The organism is Streptomyces sp. NPDC020489 (assembly GCF_044386545.1).
In the GTDB taxonomy this organism is placed as follows: Bacteria; Actinomycetota; Actinomycetes; order Streptomycetales; family Streptomycetaceae; genus Streptomyces.
The window spans coordinates 87,028-104,465 of sequence record NZ_JBIRUZ010000009.1 but is presented as its reverse complement, the minus strand read 5'-3'; the positions used below and the strand labels follow the sequence as shown (position 1 = coordinate 104,465).

The 17,438-nt window shown below is 72.4% G+C and carries 12 protein-coding genes; 11 read left to right on the top strand and 1 reads right to left on the bottom strand.

Annotation, left to right across the window (positions count from 1 at the left end; translation table 11 throughout):
* Nucleotides 1-170: 170 nt before the first annotated feature.
* The 4 genes from ACH41F_RS24475 (at nt 171) to ACH41F_RS24460 (ending at nt 6,562) form a co-directional block, all read left to right on the top strand.
* Nucleotides 171-1,706 (top strand): DUF4331 family protein, encoded by a 1,536-nt coding sequence (locus ACH41F_RS24475; protein ID WP_391240447.1) that lies wholly within the window; start codon nt 171-173, stop codon nt 1,704-1,706.
* A 105-nt stretch (nt 1,707-1,811) separates the two neighbouring features.
* On the top strand, nt 1,812-3,179 hold the full coding sequence (locus ACH41F_RS24470) for a tetratricopeptide repeat protein (RefSeq protein ID WP_398837532.1): 1,368 nt from the start codon (nt 1,812-1,814) through the stop codon (nt 3,177-3,179).
* Complete coding sequence (locus ACH41F_RS24465; protein WP_398837530.1) at nt 3,176-4,915, top strand: nickel/cobalt transporter; 1,740 nt, start codon at nt 3,176-3,178, stop codon at nt 4,913-4,915. Before ACH41F_RS24470 ends, ACH41F_RS24465 begins: the two co-directional genes overlap by 4 nt.
* A 57-nt stretch (nt 4,916-4,972) precedes the next feature.
* Nucleotides 4,973-6,562, top strand: coding sequence for a serine/threonine-protein kinase (locus tag ACH41F_RS24460; protein ID WP_398837529.1), 1,590 nt, complete (start codon nt 4,973-4,975; stop codon nt 6,560-6,562).
* 25 nt (nt 6,563-6,587) lie between these two features.
* Here the strand turns inward: ACH41F_RS24460 and ACH41F_RS24455 are convergent, their stop codons facing one another.
* Complete coding sequence (locus tag ACH41F_RS24455; protein ID WP_398837527.1) at nt 6,588-7,382, bottom strand: SGNH/GDSL hydrolase family protein; 795 nt, start codon at nt 7,380-7,382, stop codon at nt 6,588-6,590.
* 313 nt (nt 7,383-7,695) lie between these two features.
* Between ACH41F_RS24455 and ACH41F_RS24450 the strand changes: the two genes are divergently transcribed.
* From ACH41F_RS24450 to ACH41F_RS24420, 7 genes are all read left to right on the top strand, one after another.
* Nucleotides 7,696-8,898, top strand: a complete 1,203-nt coding sequence (locus ACH41F_RS24450) for a S8 family peptidase (RefSeq protein ID WP_398837525.1) — start codon at nt 7,696-7,698, stop codon at nt 8,896-8,898.
* A 162-nt stretch (nt 8,899-9,060) separates the two neighbouring features.
* Nucleotides 9,061-9,486 carry a hypothetical protein gene (locus ACH41F_RS24445; protein ID WP_398837524.1) on the top strand — a complete coding sequence of 142 codons (426 nt, stop codon included), beginning with the start codon at nt 9,061-9,063 and terminating at the stop codon, nt 9,484-9,486.
* Nucleotide 9,487: 1 nt separating this feature from the next.
* A complete protein-coding gene (locus tag ACH41F_RS24440; protein WP_398837523.1) occupies nt 9,488-10,585 on the top strand; it encodes a GNAT family N-acetyltransferase in 1,098 nt (365 codons plus the stop codon).
* Nucleotides 10,586-10,970: 385 nt separating this feature from the next.
* Nucleotides 10,971-11,792: a glycosyltransferase family 2 protein gene (locus ACH41F_RS24435; protein WP_398837521.1), complete on the top strand. Its 822-nt coding sequence runs from the start codon at nt 10,971-10,973 to the stop codon at nt 11,790-11,792.
* On the top strand, nt 11,789-12,778 hold the full coding sequence (locus tag ACH41F_RS24430) for a glycosyltransferase (RefSeq protein ID WP_391240471.1): 990 nt from the start codon (nt 11,789-11,791) through the stop codon (nt 12,776-12,778). The genes ACH41F_RS24435 and ACH41F_RS24430 overlap by 4 nt, the downstream gene beginning before the upstream one ends.
* Entirely contained in the window at nt 12,771-13,571 is an 801-nt protein-coding gene (locus tag ACH41F_RS24425; protein ID WP_398837519.1) for a polysaccharide deacetylase family protein, read from the top strand. Before ACH41F_RS24430 ends, ACH41F_RS24425 begins: the two co-directional genes overlap by 8 nt.
* Entirely contained in the window at nt 13,564-17,418 is a 3,855-nt protein-coding gene (locus tag ACH41F_RS24420) for a lipopolysaccharide biosynthesis protein (protein ID WP_398837517.1), read from the top strand. The genes ACH41F_RS24425 and ACH41F_RS24420 overlap by 8 nt, the downstream gene beginning before the upstream one ends.
* The last annotated feature ends 20 nt before the right edge of the window (nt 17,419-17,438 follow it).

Genomic DNA, 17,438 nt, shown 5'->3' with positions numbered 1-17,438 from the left:
GCACACACCTCCGCAGGGGGTTACGGATCCCATCCCCGAAAACGCGGGTCGCCGACCGATGAAACATGATCCGCGTTCCTCCGTAAGAACGTTTGGGATTCGACCAATCCACCCTGCCGGCCGCTCCGAATGAGCGTTCGTCAGACAAGTTGGGACTGAGGACGGACGGCATGACACCTAACTCCAGGAGCGGTGCGGGGCGCAGGAGCGTCGCGACCCTCATATGCGCTTCGCTGGCCGCCGGGGGCCTCGCAGCAGCCGGCGTGGCCGCGCTGGAACCGGGGGCGGCCAACGCCTCCAGTCACCGGGAGGCCCCGCTCATCTCCGGGGACCCGCAGTACGACAACACCGACGTGTACGCGTTCGTCAGCCCGGACAAGCCGGACACGACGACGATCATCGCGAACTGGATCCCGTTCGAGGAGCCGGCCGGCGGACCGAACTTCTTCACGTTCGCCGAGGACGCCCAGTACGACCTCCACATCGACAACAACGGTGACGCGCAGGGCGATCTGCTCTACCGCTACACGTTCAAGACGCACGTCAAGAACGACAAGACCTTCCTGTACAACACCGGGCCGGTGGAGAGCCTCGACGACCCGGACCTGAACATCACGCAGACCTACGACATCGACCTCGTCAAGCTGAAGAACCAGCACGAGGTGTCGAGGACGAAGGTCGCCGACGACGTGCCCGTGGCGCCGTCGAACGTCGGCAAGGCGTCGATGCCGGACTACAACAAGCTGCGCAAGGAGGCGGTCCACGAGCTGCCGGGCGGCTCGACGACCTTCGCCGGCCAGGCCGACGACCCGTTCTTCCTGGACCTGCGGGTCTTCGACCTGCTGTACGGCGGGAACCTCTCCGAGGTCGGCCGGGACACCCTCAAGGGCTACAACGTCAACTCCATCGCCCTCCAGGTCCCCACCGACATGATCGCCGAGTCGCACGAGCAGCCGGTCGTGGGCATCTGGTCGACGACCCAGCGCAAGAACGCGCAGGGCTACTACAGCCAGGTCTCGCGGCTGGGCATGCCGCTGGTGAACGAGGTCGTCAACCCCCTCAAGGACAAGGACAAGTTCAACGCGTCCACCCCCGGGGAGGACGCCCAGTTCCTTCAGAACGTGACCAACCCCGAGCTGCCGAAGCTCATCGAGGCGATCTACAAGATCAAGGCGCCTGACGAGCCGCGCAACGACCTGGTCGACGTCTTCCTGAAGGGCGTCGAGGGCCTCAACCAGCCGCCCCACGTCAAGCCGGCGGAGGAACTGCGTCTGAACACCTCGATCAAGCCCACCCACGACCCCAAGCGGCTCGGTGTGCTCGACGGCGACAACGCGGGCTTCCCGAACGGACGCCGGCTCTCCGACGACGTGCTCGACGCCGCCCTCCAGGTCGTCGAGGGTGAACTGGTCGGCGCCAAGAACGACTTGGGCGACGCGGTCGACAAGAACGACAAGAAGTTCGGCAAGTCCTTCCCGTACCTCGCCAACCCGACCGCGGGGTCCCGTGGCGCGCTGGCCAAGGGGACGAGCGGCGGCAACGACGTCCGCAACCAGCTCGGCGACGCGCTCCAGCCCGCGGGCTCCTCGACCGGCATGGACGACACCACGCTGGTCGCCGCCTCCGCCGGGGCGGGCGCGGCCGGTATCGCGCTGATCGGCGCCGCGCTGATGTGGTGGCGCCGCATGCGGACCCGGCCGTACTAGACGACCCGGCCCAGGCCACCCCGAACCGGCGCGGCCCGCGTACTCATCCCCCCACGGCGCGGGCCGCGCCTTCACCTCCAGCCGACCGATCTCCAGGAGAGGGCCATGGCCCCGGGTACGAACGACGACGAGACGGCCACCGCCGGACGACGGGCGCACGCCGTGCGACTCGGCGGCTCCGCCGTTCTGCTGGCCATCGCCCTCACGGCCGGCTCGATCGCGGTCGGCGCTCTGCGCGACGAGGGCGGCACGTCCGTCGCGGCCGCGCCGAGCGCCGTCTCGCCGGCGATCCTCTCCAGCGGGGACCTCGACGCGAGCGTCTCCTCCTTGCAGGCCCATCTCCGGTCCCAGCCGCGGGACTTCGGCGGCTGGGCCACCCTCGGGCTCGCCTACGTCGAGCAGGCCCGCACCCAGGGCGACCCCTCCCGCTACCCGCGGGCCGAGCAGGCGCTGAAGCGGTCGCTGGACATCAGGCCCGGCAACGAGCAGGCCCTCGCCGGTCGGGCCGCCCTCGCCGCCGCCCGGCACGACTTCGACGGCGCCCTGACCTACGCGGACCGGACACTGGAGCAGAACCCCTACGACGAACGCGCCCTGTCCTTGCGCATCGACGCCCTCGTCGAGCTCGGCCGCTACGCCGACGCGGCGAAGGCCGCCGACACCGCCGACTCCCGCAGGCCGGGCATCCCGGTGTTCACGCGGTACGCGTACGTCCACGAACTGCGCGGCGACGTGACCACGGCCGAGCGGGTGCTGAAGCAGGCACTGCGGTCCGCCTCGACTCCCGGGGACATCGCGTACGTCGCCTCCCAGCTCGGCCAACTGGCCTGGAACCAGGGCGAGTACACCGACGCGCTCACCTACTATGCGCGGGCTCTGGCCGCCGACGACGCCTACCTCCCCGCTCTCGAGGGCCGGGCCCGCGCCCAGGCCGCGAGCGGCGACGAGAAGGCGGCGGTCCGCGGCCTGGAGGACGTCGTCGCCCGCTTCCCGCTGCCGGGCCCGCTCGTGGCGCTCGGCGAGCTGTACGACCAGCGCGGCGACCGGGCGAAGGCCGAGGACCAGTACGCCCTCGTCGACGCCTGGACGGCGCTCGCGCGGGCCAACGGCGTCAACGCCGACCTGGACACCGCGCTCGCCGCCGCCGACCACGGCGACAGGAAGGCGGCGCTGCGCGCGGCCCGCGCCGAGTGGGACCGCCGGCACACCGTGCACACGGCGGACGCCCTCGCCTGGGCCCTGCACGTCAACGGCCAGGACGACGAGGCCCTGCCCTACGCCCGCCGGGCCACCGCGACCGGCTACCGCAACGCCGCGTTCCTCTACCACCGGGGCGTCATCGAACGCGCCACCGGCCATGACAAGGACGCCCGCACCCATCTGGCGGCGGCCCTGGAACTCAACCCCGGCTTCTCGTCCCTCGGCGCGGCCGAGGCCCGCGAGGCGCTCAAGGACCTGGAGGCGGCCGCGTGAGGTCCCGTCGACTGTTCGCCTCCGGCGCGGCCGCTCTCACGGCCGCCTGCGCGCTCGTGCTGCTCCCCTCCCAGGACGCGAGCGCGCACCCGCTGGGCAACTTCACCGTCAACCGCTACGACGGTCTCGTCGCCGCGCCGGGCCGGCTCCGCGTCGACCACGTCGAGGACCTCGCCGAGATCCCGGCGACCCAGGCGAAGCCGGACATCGAGCGGCAGGGCCTGACGGGCTGGGCCGCCGACCGGTGCGCGACGGCCGCCCGGGACAGCGAGGTCACCGTGGACGGCCGCGGCGTGTCCCTGACGGTCCGCAGCGGCGTGGCGCGGGTGCGGCCCGGGCAGGCGGGGCTCGACACCCTGCGCGTGGAGTGCGAACTGACGGCGCCGCTCCCCGAGGGCGCCACCGTCGACCTGGGCTTCCGCAGCGCCGGTGCGGACTCCGGGCCCGGCTGGCGGGAGATCACCGCGCGCGGCGACCGCATGACGCTCACCGCCTCGGACGTACCGAGGACGTCCGTGTCCGGTGAACTGAGCACGTATCCGCAGGAGTTGCTCTCCTCCCCCGCCGACAGCACTTCGGCAAGGCTGCGGGTGCGGCCCGGTGGCCCCGCTCTCGCCGAGGAGCGTGCGGACGCGCCGGCGGCCTCCGTGCTCCCGCGCGGCGCCGACCGCTGGACCCGGGCGCTGGACTCCCTGGTGGCCCGCCACGACCTCACCGTCGGCTTCGCGGCGCTGGCCCTGTTCATCGCGGTGGCCCTCGGCGCGCTGCACGCGCTCGCCCCCGGCCACGGCAAGACCCTGATGGCGGCGGTGGCGACGGCGCGCGGCGGCAGGGCCCGGCTGAAGGACGTCATGCCGCTCGCCGCGTCGGTCACGGTCACCCACACCCTGGGCGTGGTCGCCCTGGGCCTGCTGGTCACGGCGGGCTCGGGCGCGGCGCCCTCGGTGATCACCTGGCTGGGCGTCGCGAGCGGGGCGCTGGTGACCGGGGCGGGTCTGACCCTCGTACGCCGGGCCTGGCACCAGCGGAGGCACGCGCGGGGTGAGGGCCACGGGCACACCCACGGACACCACGACCACGACCACGCGCACACCCATGACCACCCGCACACCCATGACCACGTCCACCCGCACGACCACGGGGACGTCGGGGGCCACGGTCACCCGCACGACCACGGAGACGACGGCGGCCACGGTCACCCGCACGACCAAGAGCCCGCCGAGGCGCCCGAACGCGTGCTGGTCTCCGCGCACAGTCACGCGACCCCCGGGCCCTCCGCGCACACCCCCGCCCCGCACAGCCACGACCATCCCGGCCCCCGCGCCCGCGCGCCCCACCCGCACACCGTCGAGCACACGCACGGCGGTTTCACCCACACCCACTCCACCGCCCCCACCCTGCGCGGCACGATCCTGCTCGGGTTCGCCGGTGGTCTCGTCCCGAGCCCCTCGGCGGTCGTCGTGCTGGTCGGGGCCATGGCGCTGGGGCAGGCCTGGTTCGGCTTCCTGCTAGTCGTGGCGTACGGCGTCGGCCTCGCGCTCACCCTCACCACCGCGGGGTTCGCCGTCGTGAGGCTGGGTACCGGAATGAACCGGCTGCTGGACCGGCGCCCCCGCTGGACCACTCACCCGGCCACGGTGCTCGTCCGCAGGTCCGCGCCGCTGATGTCCGCGTTCCTCGTGGTGGCGCTCGGTGTCGGATTGGTGCTCAAGGGGGCGGCATCCGCACTTGGCTGAGTTACTTTTGGGGAGAAATGACACGAAGTCACGCGGAGCTGCGAATGGGGGACGCCCGTGTCCGAAGAGCCGGGCAGTGAACGTCTGATCGCGGGCCGCTACCGCCTGCTGTCCCCGCTCGGCGAGGGCGGCATGGGGACCGTGTGGCGTGCCCGCGACGAGGTGCTGCACCGCGAGGTGGCGGTGAAGGAGGTGCGCGCCCCCTCGGGACTGGCCGGGGCGGACGTCGAGCGGATGTACGCCCGGCTGGAGCGCGAGGCGTGGGCCGCGGCCCGGGTCGCGAACCGCAACGTGGTGACGGTGTACGACGTGGCCACGCAGGACGGGCGCCCGTGGATCGTGATGGAGCTGGTGCGCGGGGTCTCCCTGGCCGACGTCCTGGACGCGGAGGGCCCGCTGTCCCCGCAGCGCGCCGCCCACATCGGCGCCGAGGTCCTGGCCGCGCTGCGCGCCGCGCACGAGGCGGGGGTGCTGCACCGGGACGTGAAGCCCGCCAACGTGCTGCTGTCGAACGACGGCCGGGTGGTGCTCACCGACTTCGGGATCGCGATGGTCGAGGGCAGCTCGGCGCTCACGATGACCGGCGAGGTCATCGGCTCGCCCGAGTTCCTGGCCCCGGAGCGGGCGCTGGGCCGCACCCCGGGCCCCGAGTCCGATCTGTGGTCGCTGGGGGTGCTGCTGTACGCGGCGGTCGAGGGCAACTCCCCGTTCCGCCAGAACACCCCGCTGAGCACCCTGCGCGCGATCGTGGACGAGGAGCTGCCGCCCCCGCACCGGGCCGGTCCGCTCACGCCCGTCATCGAGGGCCTGCTGCGCAAGGACCCCGCGGAGCGGCTGCCGGCCGACCGTGCCGAGCAGGATCTGCGGATCATCGGCGCCGGGGGCACCGTGCGCGCGGACGCCCCGCCGCCGGGCGCGTACCCGCCGGTGACAGCCGCCTATCCCGCGGAACCGCCGACGACCTCCTACCCGACGGCGCCCGCGACGCCCGCCCCGGCCGCGACCGCCCGGACAGCCCAAGAGCCCCCGGGCCGCAGCCGCCGGGCCGCGGCGGTCCTGGTCGCGGGCCTCGCCGCGCTGGCGCTGGCGATCGCCGGGCTGACGTACGCCCTGCTGAACGGCGATGACGACGGGGGCAATGAGGGGAGCCCCGAGACGAGCCGTACGGCGGGTGAGACCACGCCGACGCCGTCCGAGGAGGAGAGCGAGGAGCCGCCGCCCGCCTCCACCCCGGAGAAGAGCACGACGAGCGCGCCGGCGCCGGTGACCGTCAAGGCCACGCTCACGGGCTCGCGCACGGAGTACGCGGGGGCCTGTCCGCCGCCGCAGGCCGAGGCGCCCTCGTTCACGGCGACGATCACGGTGAGCCGGGTCCCGGCCGAGGTGCGCTACCGCTGGGTGTCGTCGGACGGCGACGTGATGGACAGCGGCTGGAAGACGCTGTCGTTCCCGGCGGGCGGCGGCACGTCCCGGCAGGACACGGTGGTCGCGACGACGAGCAACGACAGCGGGACGTTCGAGAGCGACATCAGCGTCGAGGTGCGGGACCCGGAGCACGTGACGTCCAACTCGGTGCCGTTCTCGGTGAGCTGTGAGACGGAGACCCCGACGGACGGGGTCTCCCCCTCTCTTTCGCCGAGCGGGTGAGTTCTTTCGCCGAGCGGGTGAGCGGTCAGGTCGCGCTGTTCAGTGCGGGCAGGTAGCCGCCCGACTGGCCGGCGGCGGTGGGGTGGTACGAGTCGCCGACGTTGAGCCAGTTCAGGCTGTGCAGCCAGGAGCTGCCGGAGCAGATCTCGTGGCCGGTGAAGGTCGGACGCACGTCCGCCCAGGTGAAGCCGTGGTCGGCGGCGCGCTTGGCGAGGGCGGCGGCCAGGTGGTCGGCGGCGTCGTTGATCGCCTTCCGCTTGGTCTCGGACAGGCCCACGCAGCTGGTGCCGAGCTTGTAGAAGCGCGGGTAGCCGAGCACGACGACCTCGGCGTTGGGGGCCCGGGTGCTGATCGCCGAGTAGACCTTGTCCAGTTGACCGGGCAGCGTCGAGTCGACGTACGCCTTGGCGGTGCTGATGCGGGACAGGCAGGAGCTGTCGGACTGGAGCACGCAGGTGGTCATGACGTCGGCGAAGCCGGCGTCGTTGCCGCCGATGCTGATGGTGACCAGGGCGGTGGCGCTGTTCAGCGGGGCCAGCTGGTTCGCCAGAACATCACCCGTTCGAGCGCCGGAACAAGCCGTGAAGGCGAACGACGAGGGTGAGTTGGCGGCGGCCCAGAGGTAGGGGTACGCCTTCGTGCTGCGCTTGCAGTCACCGCTGGAGGACAGGTAGCTGCCGGCGCCCACCCCGGAGGAGTAGGAGTCGCCGAGGGCCACGTACGGGCCTGTCGCGGCCTGCGCGGGGGTCGCCCCGGCGAGGGCGGCGCCGACGGCGAGGAGGAGTGAGGTGACGTAAGCGGTAAGTCGGGAACGTCTCATGGAACCTCCCTTTAGCAGGATCTCTGCCACAACCGTCGTAGCAACTACGCGTGTTGACGGGAAGTGTTCATGCCAAGACTTTTCCGTCCCTACCCATCCGGCGGCATATGTTCATGGCGCCTTTGATTGCGCGTACATGACAGGTTTGTTGACAGCTCCTCAACTCCCTTGGCCCGTGCCCGTAGATCACCCACGCTTTACTCAGCCCGGGACGGGAACGCGACGTTCCGGGTCGTGTGCGCGATCACGCGCGCACCCCCCACGGACGCGCGCCCCACACCGCCGCGCGTCGCCCAGAGGAGGACTCCCTCGCATGGCACCACTGCGTAAGTTCCGGCTCGCCGCGATAACCAGCCTGGCGACCGCCACCCTCGTCGGCGGGCTCACCTCCCTTCCCGCCGAGGCCGCCCCGGCCGAGGGCACCGTCCTCGCCGCCGGCTCCCCCACAGCGGTCAAGGACAGCTACATCGTGACCCTGAAGAAGGGCCCCACCGGCTTCAAGTCGACCTCGGCCGCCGGAAAGAGCCTGGTCAAGGAGTACGGCGGCACGGTCGGAAAGACCTTCGGCGCCGCGCTCAACGGCTACTCCGCCACCCTCTCCGCGGCCGAGGCGAAGAGACTCGCGGCGGACCCCGCGGTGGCCTCCGTCGAGCAGAACCAGCGCGTCCACGTGGACGCCACCCAGACCAGCGCCCCCTGGGGCCTGGACCGCATCGACCAGGCCGCGCTGCCGCTCTCGGGCACCTACACCTACCCGGACACCGCGGGCGCCGGCGTGACGGCCTACGTCATCGACACCGGTGTGCGCATCACCCACGCGCAGATCAGCGGCCGTGCCTCGTACGGCTACGACGCGGTCGACGGCGACACCATCGCCTCCGACGGCAACGGCCACGGCACCCATGTGGCCACCACGATCGCGGGAACCACCTACGGCGTCGCCAAGAAGGCGAAGATCGTGGCGGTCCGGGTGCTCGACAACGCCGGCTCCGGCACCACCGCGGGCGTCATCGCGGGCATCGACTGGGTGACCAAGAACCACTCCGGCCCCTCGGTCGCCAACCTCTCGCTCGGCGGCGGCGCGTCCACCAGCCTGGACACCGCTGTCCGCAACTCCATCGCCAGCGGCGTGACCTACGCGGTGGCCGCGGGCAACAGCAACACCAACGCCTCCTCGTCCTCCCCGGCCCGGGTCACCGAGGCCCTCACCGTCGGCGCCACCACCAGCACCGACGCCCGGGCCAGCTACTCCAACTACGGCTCGGTCCTGGACATCTTCGCGCCGGGCTCCTCGATCACGGCGGGCTGGTACACCAGCGACACCGCCACGAACACCATCTCCGGCACCTCGATGGCCACCCCGCACGTCGCGGGCGCCGCCGCCGTCTACCTGGCCGGCCACACCTCGTCCAGCCCGGCCCAGGTCGCCTCCGCCCTGATCGCCGGCGCCACCACCAACGCGGTCACCAGCCCCGGCAGCGGCTCGCCGAACCGTCTCCTGAAGCTCGTGCAGTAACTCCCGGCCGACCGTGCCCCGCAGGCGCCGAGCGCTTGCGGGGCACAGCCGTCCGGGCGTGGACCGGCGCGAGCCGCGGGCGCCCTCACGCCCTTGACGGCCCCGGTCGCCCTGCGCGACATTGAAGCCTCGCATCCGGCGCTTCGGGGGGCAAAGTCGCCAATGCAGACCATACGTATCAGGACATCCTCAAAGGACGGCGCCGACCGCGCGCGGACCGGACCGCACAGGGACCTGTCGGCGCTGCTCGCGGGCGCCGCCACGGCCGTCGGCGGATGCGGCGCGGTCCTCGCGCTGGCCGGCTCGGACTCACCGCTGCGGGGCCCGTTCACGCTGTTCTTCCTGCTCGCGGCGCCGGCCGTGGCCATCGGCGCGGCCGTGCGCGGTCTGGCCCCGCTCGCCCGGGTGATCACCGCGCTGGCGGGCTCGATCGTGGTCAACATGCTGGTCGCGCAGGGCATGCTGGCCACCCACCACTGGTCGTGGCGAGGCGGGATCACGGCGGTGACCGCGATCAGCGCCCTCCTTCTCCTGCTGGTCCGGGTACGCCGCCGAGGCGACCGCACGACGACGGGACGGACTGCCTGACGTGGACATCAGCGTGTACCGTCCCGGCGAGCTGAGCGCGGCCGACCGGGCGGCGTGGACGTCGTTGCAGTCCAAGGCCCACCTCCAGGGGTCGCCCGAGCTGGCGAACCCGTTCCTGTCCCCCGAGTTCGCGCTCGCCGTGGGGCACCACCGCCGGGGCGTGCGGATCGCGGTGGCGCGCGAGGACGGGGAGCCCGCCGCGTTCTTCCCGTTCCAGCGCAGCGCCACCGGGGTCGGCCGGGCCGTCGGACTCGGCGTCTCCGACGCCCAGGGCCTGGTGCACCGGCCCGGATTCGCCTTCGACGCACAGGAGCTGCTGCGCGCCTGCGGGCTCGCCGTCTGGGAGTTCGACCACCTGGTGGAGGGCCGCCAGCCGTTCGCGAGCGGCGCCACCGCCAGCTTCCCGTCCCCGGTCATGGACGTCGACCAGGGCTACGCCGCCTATCTGGCCCATCTGCGCGCCCAGGCACCGAAGTTCACCAGGACCACGCTCGCCAAGGAGCGCAGGCTCGGCCGGGACGCCGGCGAGGTGCGCTACGTCCACGACGAGCGCGACCCCGCCGCACTGCGCACCCTGATGGGCTGGAAGTCCGCGCAGTACCGCAGGACCGGGCGCAGCGACCGCTTCGCCCACGCCTGGATCACCGGGCTCGTGGAGCGGCTCTTCCACACCCGTTCCGAGCCGTTCGCGGGCGTGCTGTCGGTGCTGTACGCGGGTGGCAGGCCGATCGCGGCGCACTTCGGACTGCGCAGCGAGCGGGTGCTGGCCTGCTGGTTCCCGGCGTACGACCCGGCGTTCTCGAAGTACTCGCCGGGGCTGGTGCTGCACTTGCGGATGGCCGAGGCGGCCGCCGCCGACGGCATCGCCCATCTCGATCTCGGGCGGGGCCACAAGGAGTACAAGGACTCCCTCAAGACACGGGAGATCTTCGTGTCGGAGGGGTGGGTGACCCGGCGTCACCCGGTCGCACTCGGGCACAGGGCGCGCCGCGCCCCGGTCCGGGCGCTGCGCAACACGGTCCAGTCGCGGCCGGAGCTCTTCGAGCCGGCGGACCGGATCCTGAAGCGGATGGGGAGCATCCGAGCGCGGAACACATAGGTTCCGTAACGGTCAAACCAACAAAAACGTGAGGCCTGGTTCCAGGTCTTGCCATAGGGGTTCAATCGTCAATACCGTCATACATCTCACCCGCGACGGAACGTCACCCAGCGGTACCAGGGGAGGGCTCAGGACCGCGACGGACCGGGGCGGGGCGCGGTAGGGGGGTGCCGTGCTCGGTGACCGCACCGACGGTGTGGTGACCGGGTCGTGCCGCGCGACCGGGGGCCCTGTCGGGGCCGTCGGCCGGCTTTGCCAGCTCACCGGGCGTGTTCGGAGATCTCTTTCGGCATGCCGTAGGTGCAAACAACCCCCCTTTCGAACCGGACAACAGCCGGGCCGCCCAGGGGCGGGCGGTCCAGCCGGACGAGAGGGAACCAGACTCATGAGCTCTGTTCTGCGCTCGGCGACCACGGGCCAGCATCTGTCCACGGCCGCGAAGTACCGGCCCGTCTCCACCCACCTGGCGATCGCGCCTCCGGTGAGTGTGGTGATTCCCGCCATGAACGAGGCGGAGAATCTTCCGTACGTCTTCAAAACCCTGCCCGACTGGATCCACGAAGTCGTCCTGGTGGACGGCAACTCCACGGACGACACCGTCGAAGTGGCCCGCGGGCTGTGGCCGGAGGTCAAGGTCGTCAAGCAGCGCGGGAAGGGCAAGGGCGACGCGCTGATCACCGGGTTCGAGGCGTGCACCGGCGACATCATCGTGATGGTCGACGCGGACGGCTCGGCCGACGGCAACGAGATCCTCAGCTATGTCTCCGCCCTGCTCTCGGGCGCCGACTTCGCCAAGGGGTCCCGGTTCGCCAACGGCGGCGGCACGGACGACATGACGTTCATCCGCAAGCTCGGCAACTGGGCGCTGTGCACGATCGTCAACCGCAAGTTCGGCGCCCGCTACACGGATCTCTGCTACGGGTACAACGCGTTCTGGCGGCACTGCCTCGACAAGATCGACCTCGACTGCACGGGCTTCGAGATCGAGACCCTGATCAACATCAGGGTGGTCAAGGCGGGCCTGAGAGTGCAGGAGATACCCAGCTACGAGTACCTCCGCATCCACGGGGCCAGCAATCTGCGCGCCGTGCGGGACGGGTTCCGGGTGCTGAAGGTGATCCTCGGCGAGCGCTCCAACCGGCGTGAGCTGCGCCGCCAGGCCCATCACTCCCCGATGCTCGACTCGGTCCGGGGAGAGGTGTCTTGAGCGGTCCCGACGTCTCCGTCGTGATCTGCGTCTACACCGAGGACCGCTGGGAGGACATCCTCGCGGCGGTCTCCTCGGTCGCCGCGCAGTCGTACCCGGCGCGGGAGACGCTGCTGGTCGTCGACCACCACCCGACACTCCTGGACCGGCTGGCCAAGGAGTACCAGGAGGTCCGGTCCGTGCGGGTGCTCGCCAACGCGGGCCCCCGCGGGCTGTCCGCGGGCCGCAACACCGGGATCGCCGCCGCGCGCGGCGAGGTGATCGCCTTCCTCGACGACGACGCCGTCGCCGAACGGGACTGGCTGCGCCACTTCGCCGCGGGCTACGCCGATCCACGGGTGATGGCCGTCGGAGGCCGTACGGTGCCGATCTGGGCGTCCGGGCGGCGGCCCGCCTGGTTCCCCGAGGAGTTCGACTGGGTGGTGGGCTGCACCTACCGGGGCCTGCCACCGGGTCTGGTCCGCGTCCGCAACGTCCTCGGCGGCAACGCCTCGTTCCGGCGCACCGCCTTCGACGCGGCCGGCGGGTTCGCCACCGGCATCGGGCGGGACGGCGACAAGCGGCCGCTGGGCTGCGAGGAGACGGAGCTGTGCATCCGGCTCACCCGCGCCCGGCCCGACGCCGTCCTGCTGATCGACGACCGCGCGGTGATCCACCACCGGGTGCCCGCGGCGCGCGAGCACTTCGGGTACTTCCGCACCCGCGCCTACGCCGAGGGGTTGTCGAAGGCGCTCGTGGCGCGAAGTGTCGGCGCTCAGAAGGGACTTGAGTCGGAGCGCCGGTACGCCACCCGGGTGCTGCCCGCCGGAGTCGCCCGCGGGCTGCGGGACGCCGCGCTGGCCCGGCCGGGCGGCGCGGGGCGGGCGGGCGCGATCGTCGCGGGGGTGCTGACGGCCGCCGGTGGGTACGTGGTGGGGAGCGTCAGGGCACGCAGGGGCGGGGCCACGTTCCAGGTGGCGCGGATCGAGGAGGGCTCGGATGGCTGACGCACCTGTGCCGATCCTCATGTACCACGCGATCTCCACCGACCCCGGCGAGGCGACCCGCGAGCTGTCGGTGACCCCGGAGGCGTTCGCCCGGCAGATGGAGATCATCACCGAGTCGGGGCACACCCCCCTCACCACGGCCCGGCTGGCGGCGAGTTGGCGTTCGGGCAAGCCGCTGCCCGACCGTCCGGTGCTGATCACCTTCGACGACGGCTACGAGGGGGTGCACCGGCACGCCCTGCCCGCGCTCGCCAAGCACGGCTTCCCCGCCACCCTGTTCGTCTCCACCGGGTGGCTGCGCGGCCCGCACGACAACGGCCGGGCCCTGGACACCATGCTGGACTGGCCGCAGGTGCGCGAACTCGCCGCGCACGGCGTCGAGATCGGCGCGCACAGCCACACCCACCCGCAGCTCGACCAGCTCGACGACGACCGCCTGCGCGACGAGCTGATCCTCTGCAAGGAGATCGTGTCGGACCAACTCGGCACCGTCCCCGTCTCGTTCGCCTACCCCTACGGCTACTCCAGCCGCCGGGTACGGCAGAAGGTCCGCGAGACGGGGTACGACCAGGCCCTCGCCGTCGGCAACGGACTCGCCCGCCGCCGTCAGGGGCCGTACGCCCTGCTGCGGGTCACCGTGCGCCGCGCCACGGACGCCGAGGAGTTCCGTCGGCTGATCGAAGGCCGGGCCATCGCCCGCAACTTCGCCCGGGACCGCGCGTTCACCAAGGGGTACGCCATGGTCCGCAGAGCACGACAGGTCCGCCGGAAGGCCATCCGTTCCCGTGTCTGACACGACGACCACCCCCGAGGCCACCGAGCCCGCCGCCGAGGCGCCCGAGCGGTCGGGGCGCCGCCTCAGGCTGCCCGGCCTCAACCGGTCGGCGGGCGGCAGCCAGCTGTTCCGCAACGCCTACGCCCTGATGCTGAACACGGGGATCTCCGCCGTGCTCGGCCTGGGCTTCTGGCTGGCCGCGGCCCGCTACTACTCCGAGTCCGCGGTCGGCCAGGGCTCCGCCGCGATCGCCGCGATGAAGCTCCTCGCGGGCCTGACCGCGGTGACCCTGACCGGCGCCCTGGCCCGCTTCATCCCGGTCGCGGGCCGCGCCACCGGGCGGCTGATCGCCCGTACCTACGCGGGCAGTTCGGTGGTCGTGGCGCTGGCCGCGGGTGTCTTCCTGCTCACGCTGGGGTTGTGGGGGCCGTCGTACGGCTTCCTCGACGATCCCGCGCACGCCCTGTTCTTCGTGCTCGCGGTGGTCGCCTGGTCGGTGCTGACCCTCCAGGACGGGGTGCTGACCGGGCTGCGCAGCGCGCTGTGGGTACCGGTCGGCAACACCGTGTTCTCCGCGGTGAAGCTGGTGCTGCTGGTCGCCTTCGCCACCGCGATCCCCACCATGGGCGTCTTCGTGTCCTGGGTCGCGGCCATCGCGGTGTCGGTGCTGCCGCTGGGCTGGCTGGTGTTCCGGCGGCTGGTGGCCCGGCACGTGAAGGCGACCGAGGGCCACGCGCGACCGCCGTCGATGCGGGAGATCGGGCGCTTCCTCGCGGGCGACTACACCGGCTCCCTGTTCTCGCTCGCCGTCGTCTACCTGGTCCCGGTGATCGTGGCCGCCCGGGTCAGCTCCGAGGACAACGCGTACTTCTACATCACGACGACGATCGGCGGCACGGTCAACCTGCTCGCCATCAACATGGGCGCCTCCCTCACGGTGGAGGGCTCCCACGAGCCGGGCCGGCTCGCCGCCAACACCCGGGCGGCGCTGAAGCGCATGGCGCGGATCATGCTGCCGGTGTGCGCCGTGCTGTTCTTCGGCGCGCCCTGGATCCTCGGCGTGTTCGGCGCGGGCTACGCCGACGCGGCGACCGGGCTGCTGCGCTGGTTCGCGGTCGGGGCGATGCTGCGGGTCGTGATGGAGACGTACTTCGCGGTGCTGCGCGCCCAGAGCCGCACCGCCGGACTGGCCTGGTTGCAGGGCCTGTTGTGCGCGCTGGTGCTCGGGCTGACGCTGGTGCTGCTGCCCCGGATGGGGCTGATCGGCGCCGGTGTCGCGGAGATCTGCGCGCTCGCGGTGATCGTGGCGCTCGCCGCCCCCAGGCTGTACCGGATCCTCAAGGGCTCGTCGGCGGTCCCGGAGGACACGGCGCCCGACGGGGACCTCGCCGACCTCGGGGCGCGCGAGGCGACCGTCCCGCTGGGCGTCCGCGGGCGCGGGCCCGCCTGGGCGCTCGACCAGGACACCCTCGGCCTCGGCATCCACGTCGACTTCGACCACCTGGAACGCCGCCCGGACGTCCGGCCCGGCCCGGGCACCCCGCCCACCGGCACGCCGGTGGTGGCGCGCCCCCGGCCGCACGCGGAACCGCCGCACCGGCCGACCTGGGCGAAGCCGCCCGAGGTGGGACTGCCGGTCGAGGAGCGCGAACCGGGCTCGGAGGCGTCGCTGGGCCCGGTGCAGACCTCGGCCGGGCTCTCGGCGGGGGCCGAGGTGGACGCGCCGTTCGGGCCCGCGTGTCCGATGGCGCGGGAGGAGTCCGCCCGTCCGGTCGCGCGGGAGGAGCCGCCCGTGCCGGACGAGGGGCCGGGAGCCGTGGCGCCGCCGCCCGGGTCGTGGCGGGAGCGGCTTCGGCCCGGCCGGGCCGGGATCGTGCTCGGCTGCCTGCTGACCGCCGCGCTGCTGCTGTACTGGGTGCCGGTGCTGGGCCTGGGCGAGGCCGACCTGGACGAGATGGGCGGGCTCGGGCTGGTCTCCGTGCTGCCGCTGCCCACCCTGGTCGGCGCCGGACTGCTGGCCGTGGCCTTCGCCTCGCTGCTCTGGCTGGGCCGTGAGCACAAGGCGCTGCTGCTCGTCACCCTGCTGGCGACGGTGGTGTCGCTGCACGCGCTGCCCGCGGTGATCGAGACCGAACCCCGGTTCGCGACCGCCTGGCAGCATCTGGGCTTCCTCGACTTCATCGACCGGACCGGGACGGCCGTGCCCGACCTGGACGCCCGCTGGAGCTGGCCGGGCTTCTTCGCGGCGGCCGCGTTCGTCGCGCAGGCCGGCGGGGTCGACGACTTCACCGAGGTGATCCGCTGGTGGCCGCTGGCCATCCAACTCCTCTATCTGGCCCCGATGTTCCTGCTGGTCCGCTCGATGCGGGCGAGCTGGCGGGCCAAGTGGACGGGCCTGTGGGTCTTCGTGCTGTCCGGCTGGGTCGGCCAGGACTACTTCTCCCCGCAGGGCTTCACCTACCTCCTCTACCTGGTGTTCGCGGCGCTCCTGCTGGTCTACTTCCGCGCCCCGCGCGTGCTCTGGACGAAGCGGCGGCCCGGCGAGGCGGAGGTCGAGCCGACGAACCGGCGCCAGCGCGCGGTCCTGCTGCTGGTCGTCACCGGACTGTTCGCGGCGAGCGTCCCGGCCCACCAGCTCACCCCGTTCGTGATGCTCGGCCTGCTCACCGCCCTCGTGCTGATCGGCAAGTGCGAACTGCGCGGCCTGCCCATCCTGTTCGCCGTGATGGTGGCCGTCTGGGTCGGCTTCATGGCCGAGCCGTACTGGTCGGGGCACTTCGACGACCTCTTCGGCGGCGTCGGCGGCGTCGGCGGCAACGTGCAGTCCTCGGTGGGCGGCCGGATCGAGGGCGGCAGTTCGACCCACAAGCTCGTCCTCTACACGCGCGTGCTGCTCGCCGGCGGGGTGATGGCGTTCGCCTGCTGGGGCTGGTGGCGCCGCCGCGACCACCACTACCGGGAGCGCTCCCTGCTCGCCCTGACCTTCGTCCCGTTCCTGGGCTTCGGCATGCAGTCCTACGGCGGTGAGATGGCGCTGCGCGTGTTCATGTTCGCCCTGCCCGGCGCGGCCCTGCTGATGGGCCTCGCGCTGTTCCCGCGCACCGGGATCACGGCGAAGGAACGCGACAAGGACCGGGTGAGCCTGGCCCCGCTGGCCGCGCTCATGGCGGGGCTGCTCCTGATGGGCGGTTTCCTGATCGCCCGTTGGGGCAACGAGCCGTTCGAGCGGATCCGGCCCGGCGAGGTCGCCGCCATGGAGTACGTGTACGCCCACGACGACCCGACGGTCCGGTTGCTGTGGCTCAGCAACGACCCGGTCGAGAACGTCACGCCGGCCATGCCGTGGGGCGCGCGGGACATGGAGAGGGTCGAGTATCTGCCGACGGCGGCACCGGCCGATCCGGTCCTGGTGTCGAGCCTGGTCAAGGCGCTCAGGGACGCGGGGCCGAACTCGTATCTGATGGTCAACCGCAGCCAGGTGACCTATCTGGAGCTGGACGTCGGCTACTCCGCGAGCTGGGAGCCGCGGCTGATCCGGAACCTGGACAAGCGGGCGGAGTTGAGGAAGGTCTTCGTCAACCCGGACGTGACCATGTACGCGCTGGCCGAGCAGCCCGCGGGCGGGGCGCCGAAGGCCGATCCGGGCCCGATCGGGCCGCAGGTGACCTGGACGCCCTGGTCGGTGGTCGGTGGTCTCGCGGCCCTCGCCCTGGTCGTGCTGCTCACGGCACGCGAGGTGGTCCGGGTCGCGGTCCGGCCGGGCGTGCGGCAACTGCAGTGGTTGCAGAGCAGCTTCTGGTTCTCGCTGCCGCTGCTGGCGGTGCTGCTGGCCTCGCTGGTGCAGCGGTTCCTGACGATGAAGTAGGCGCCGGGTGGCTCGCCCGT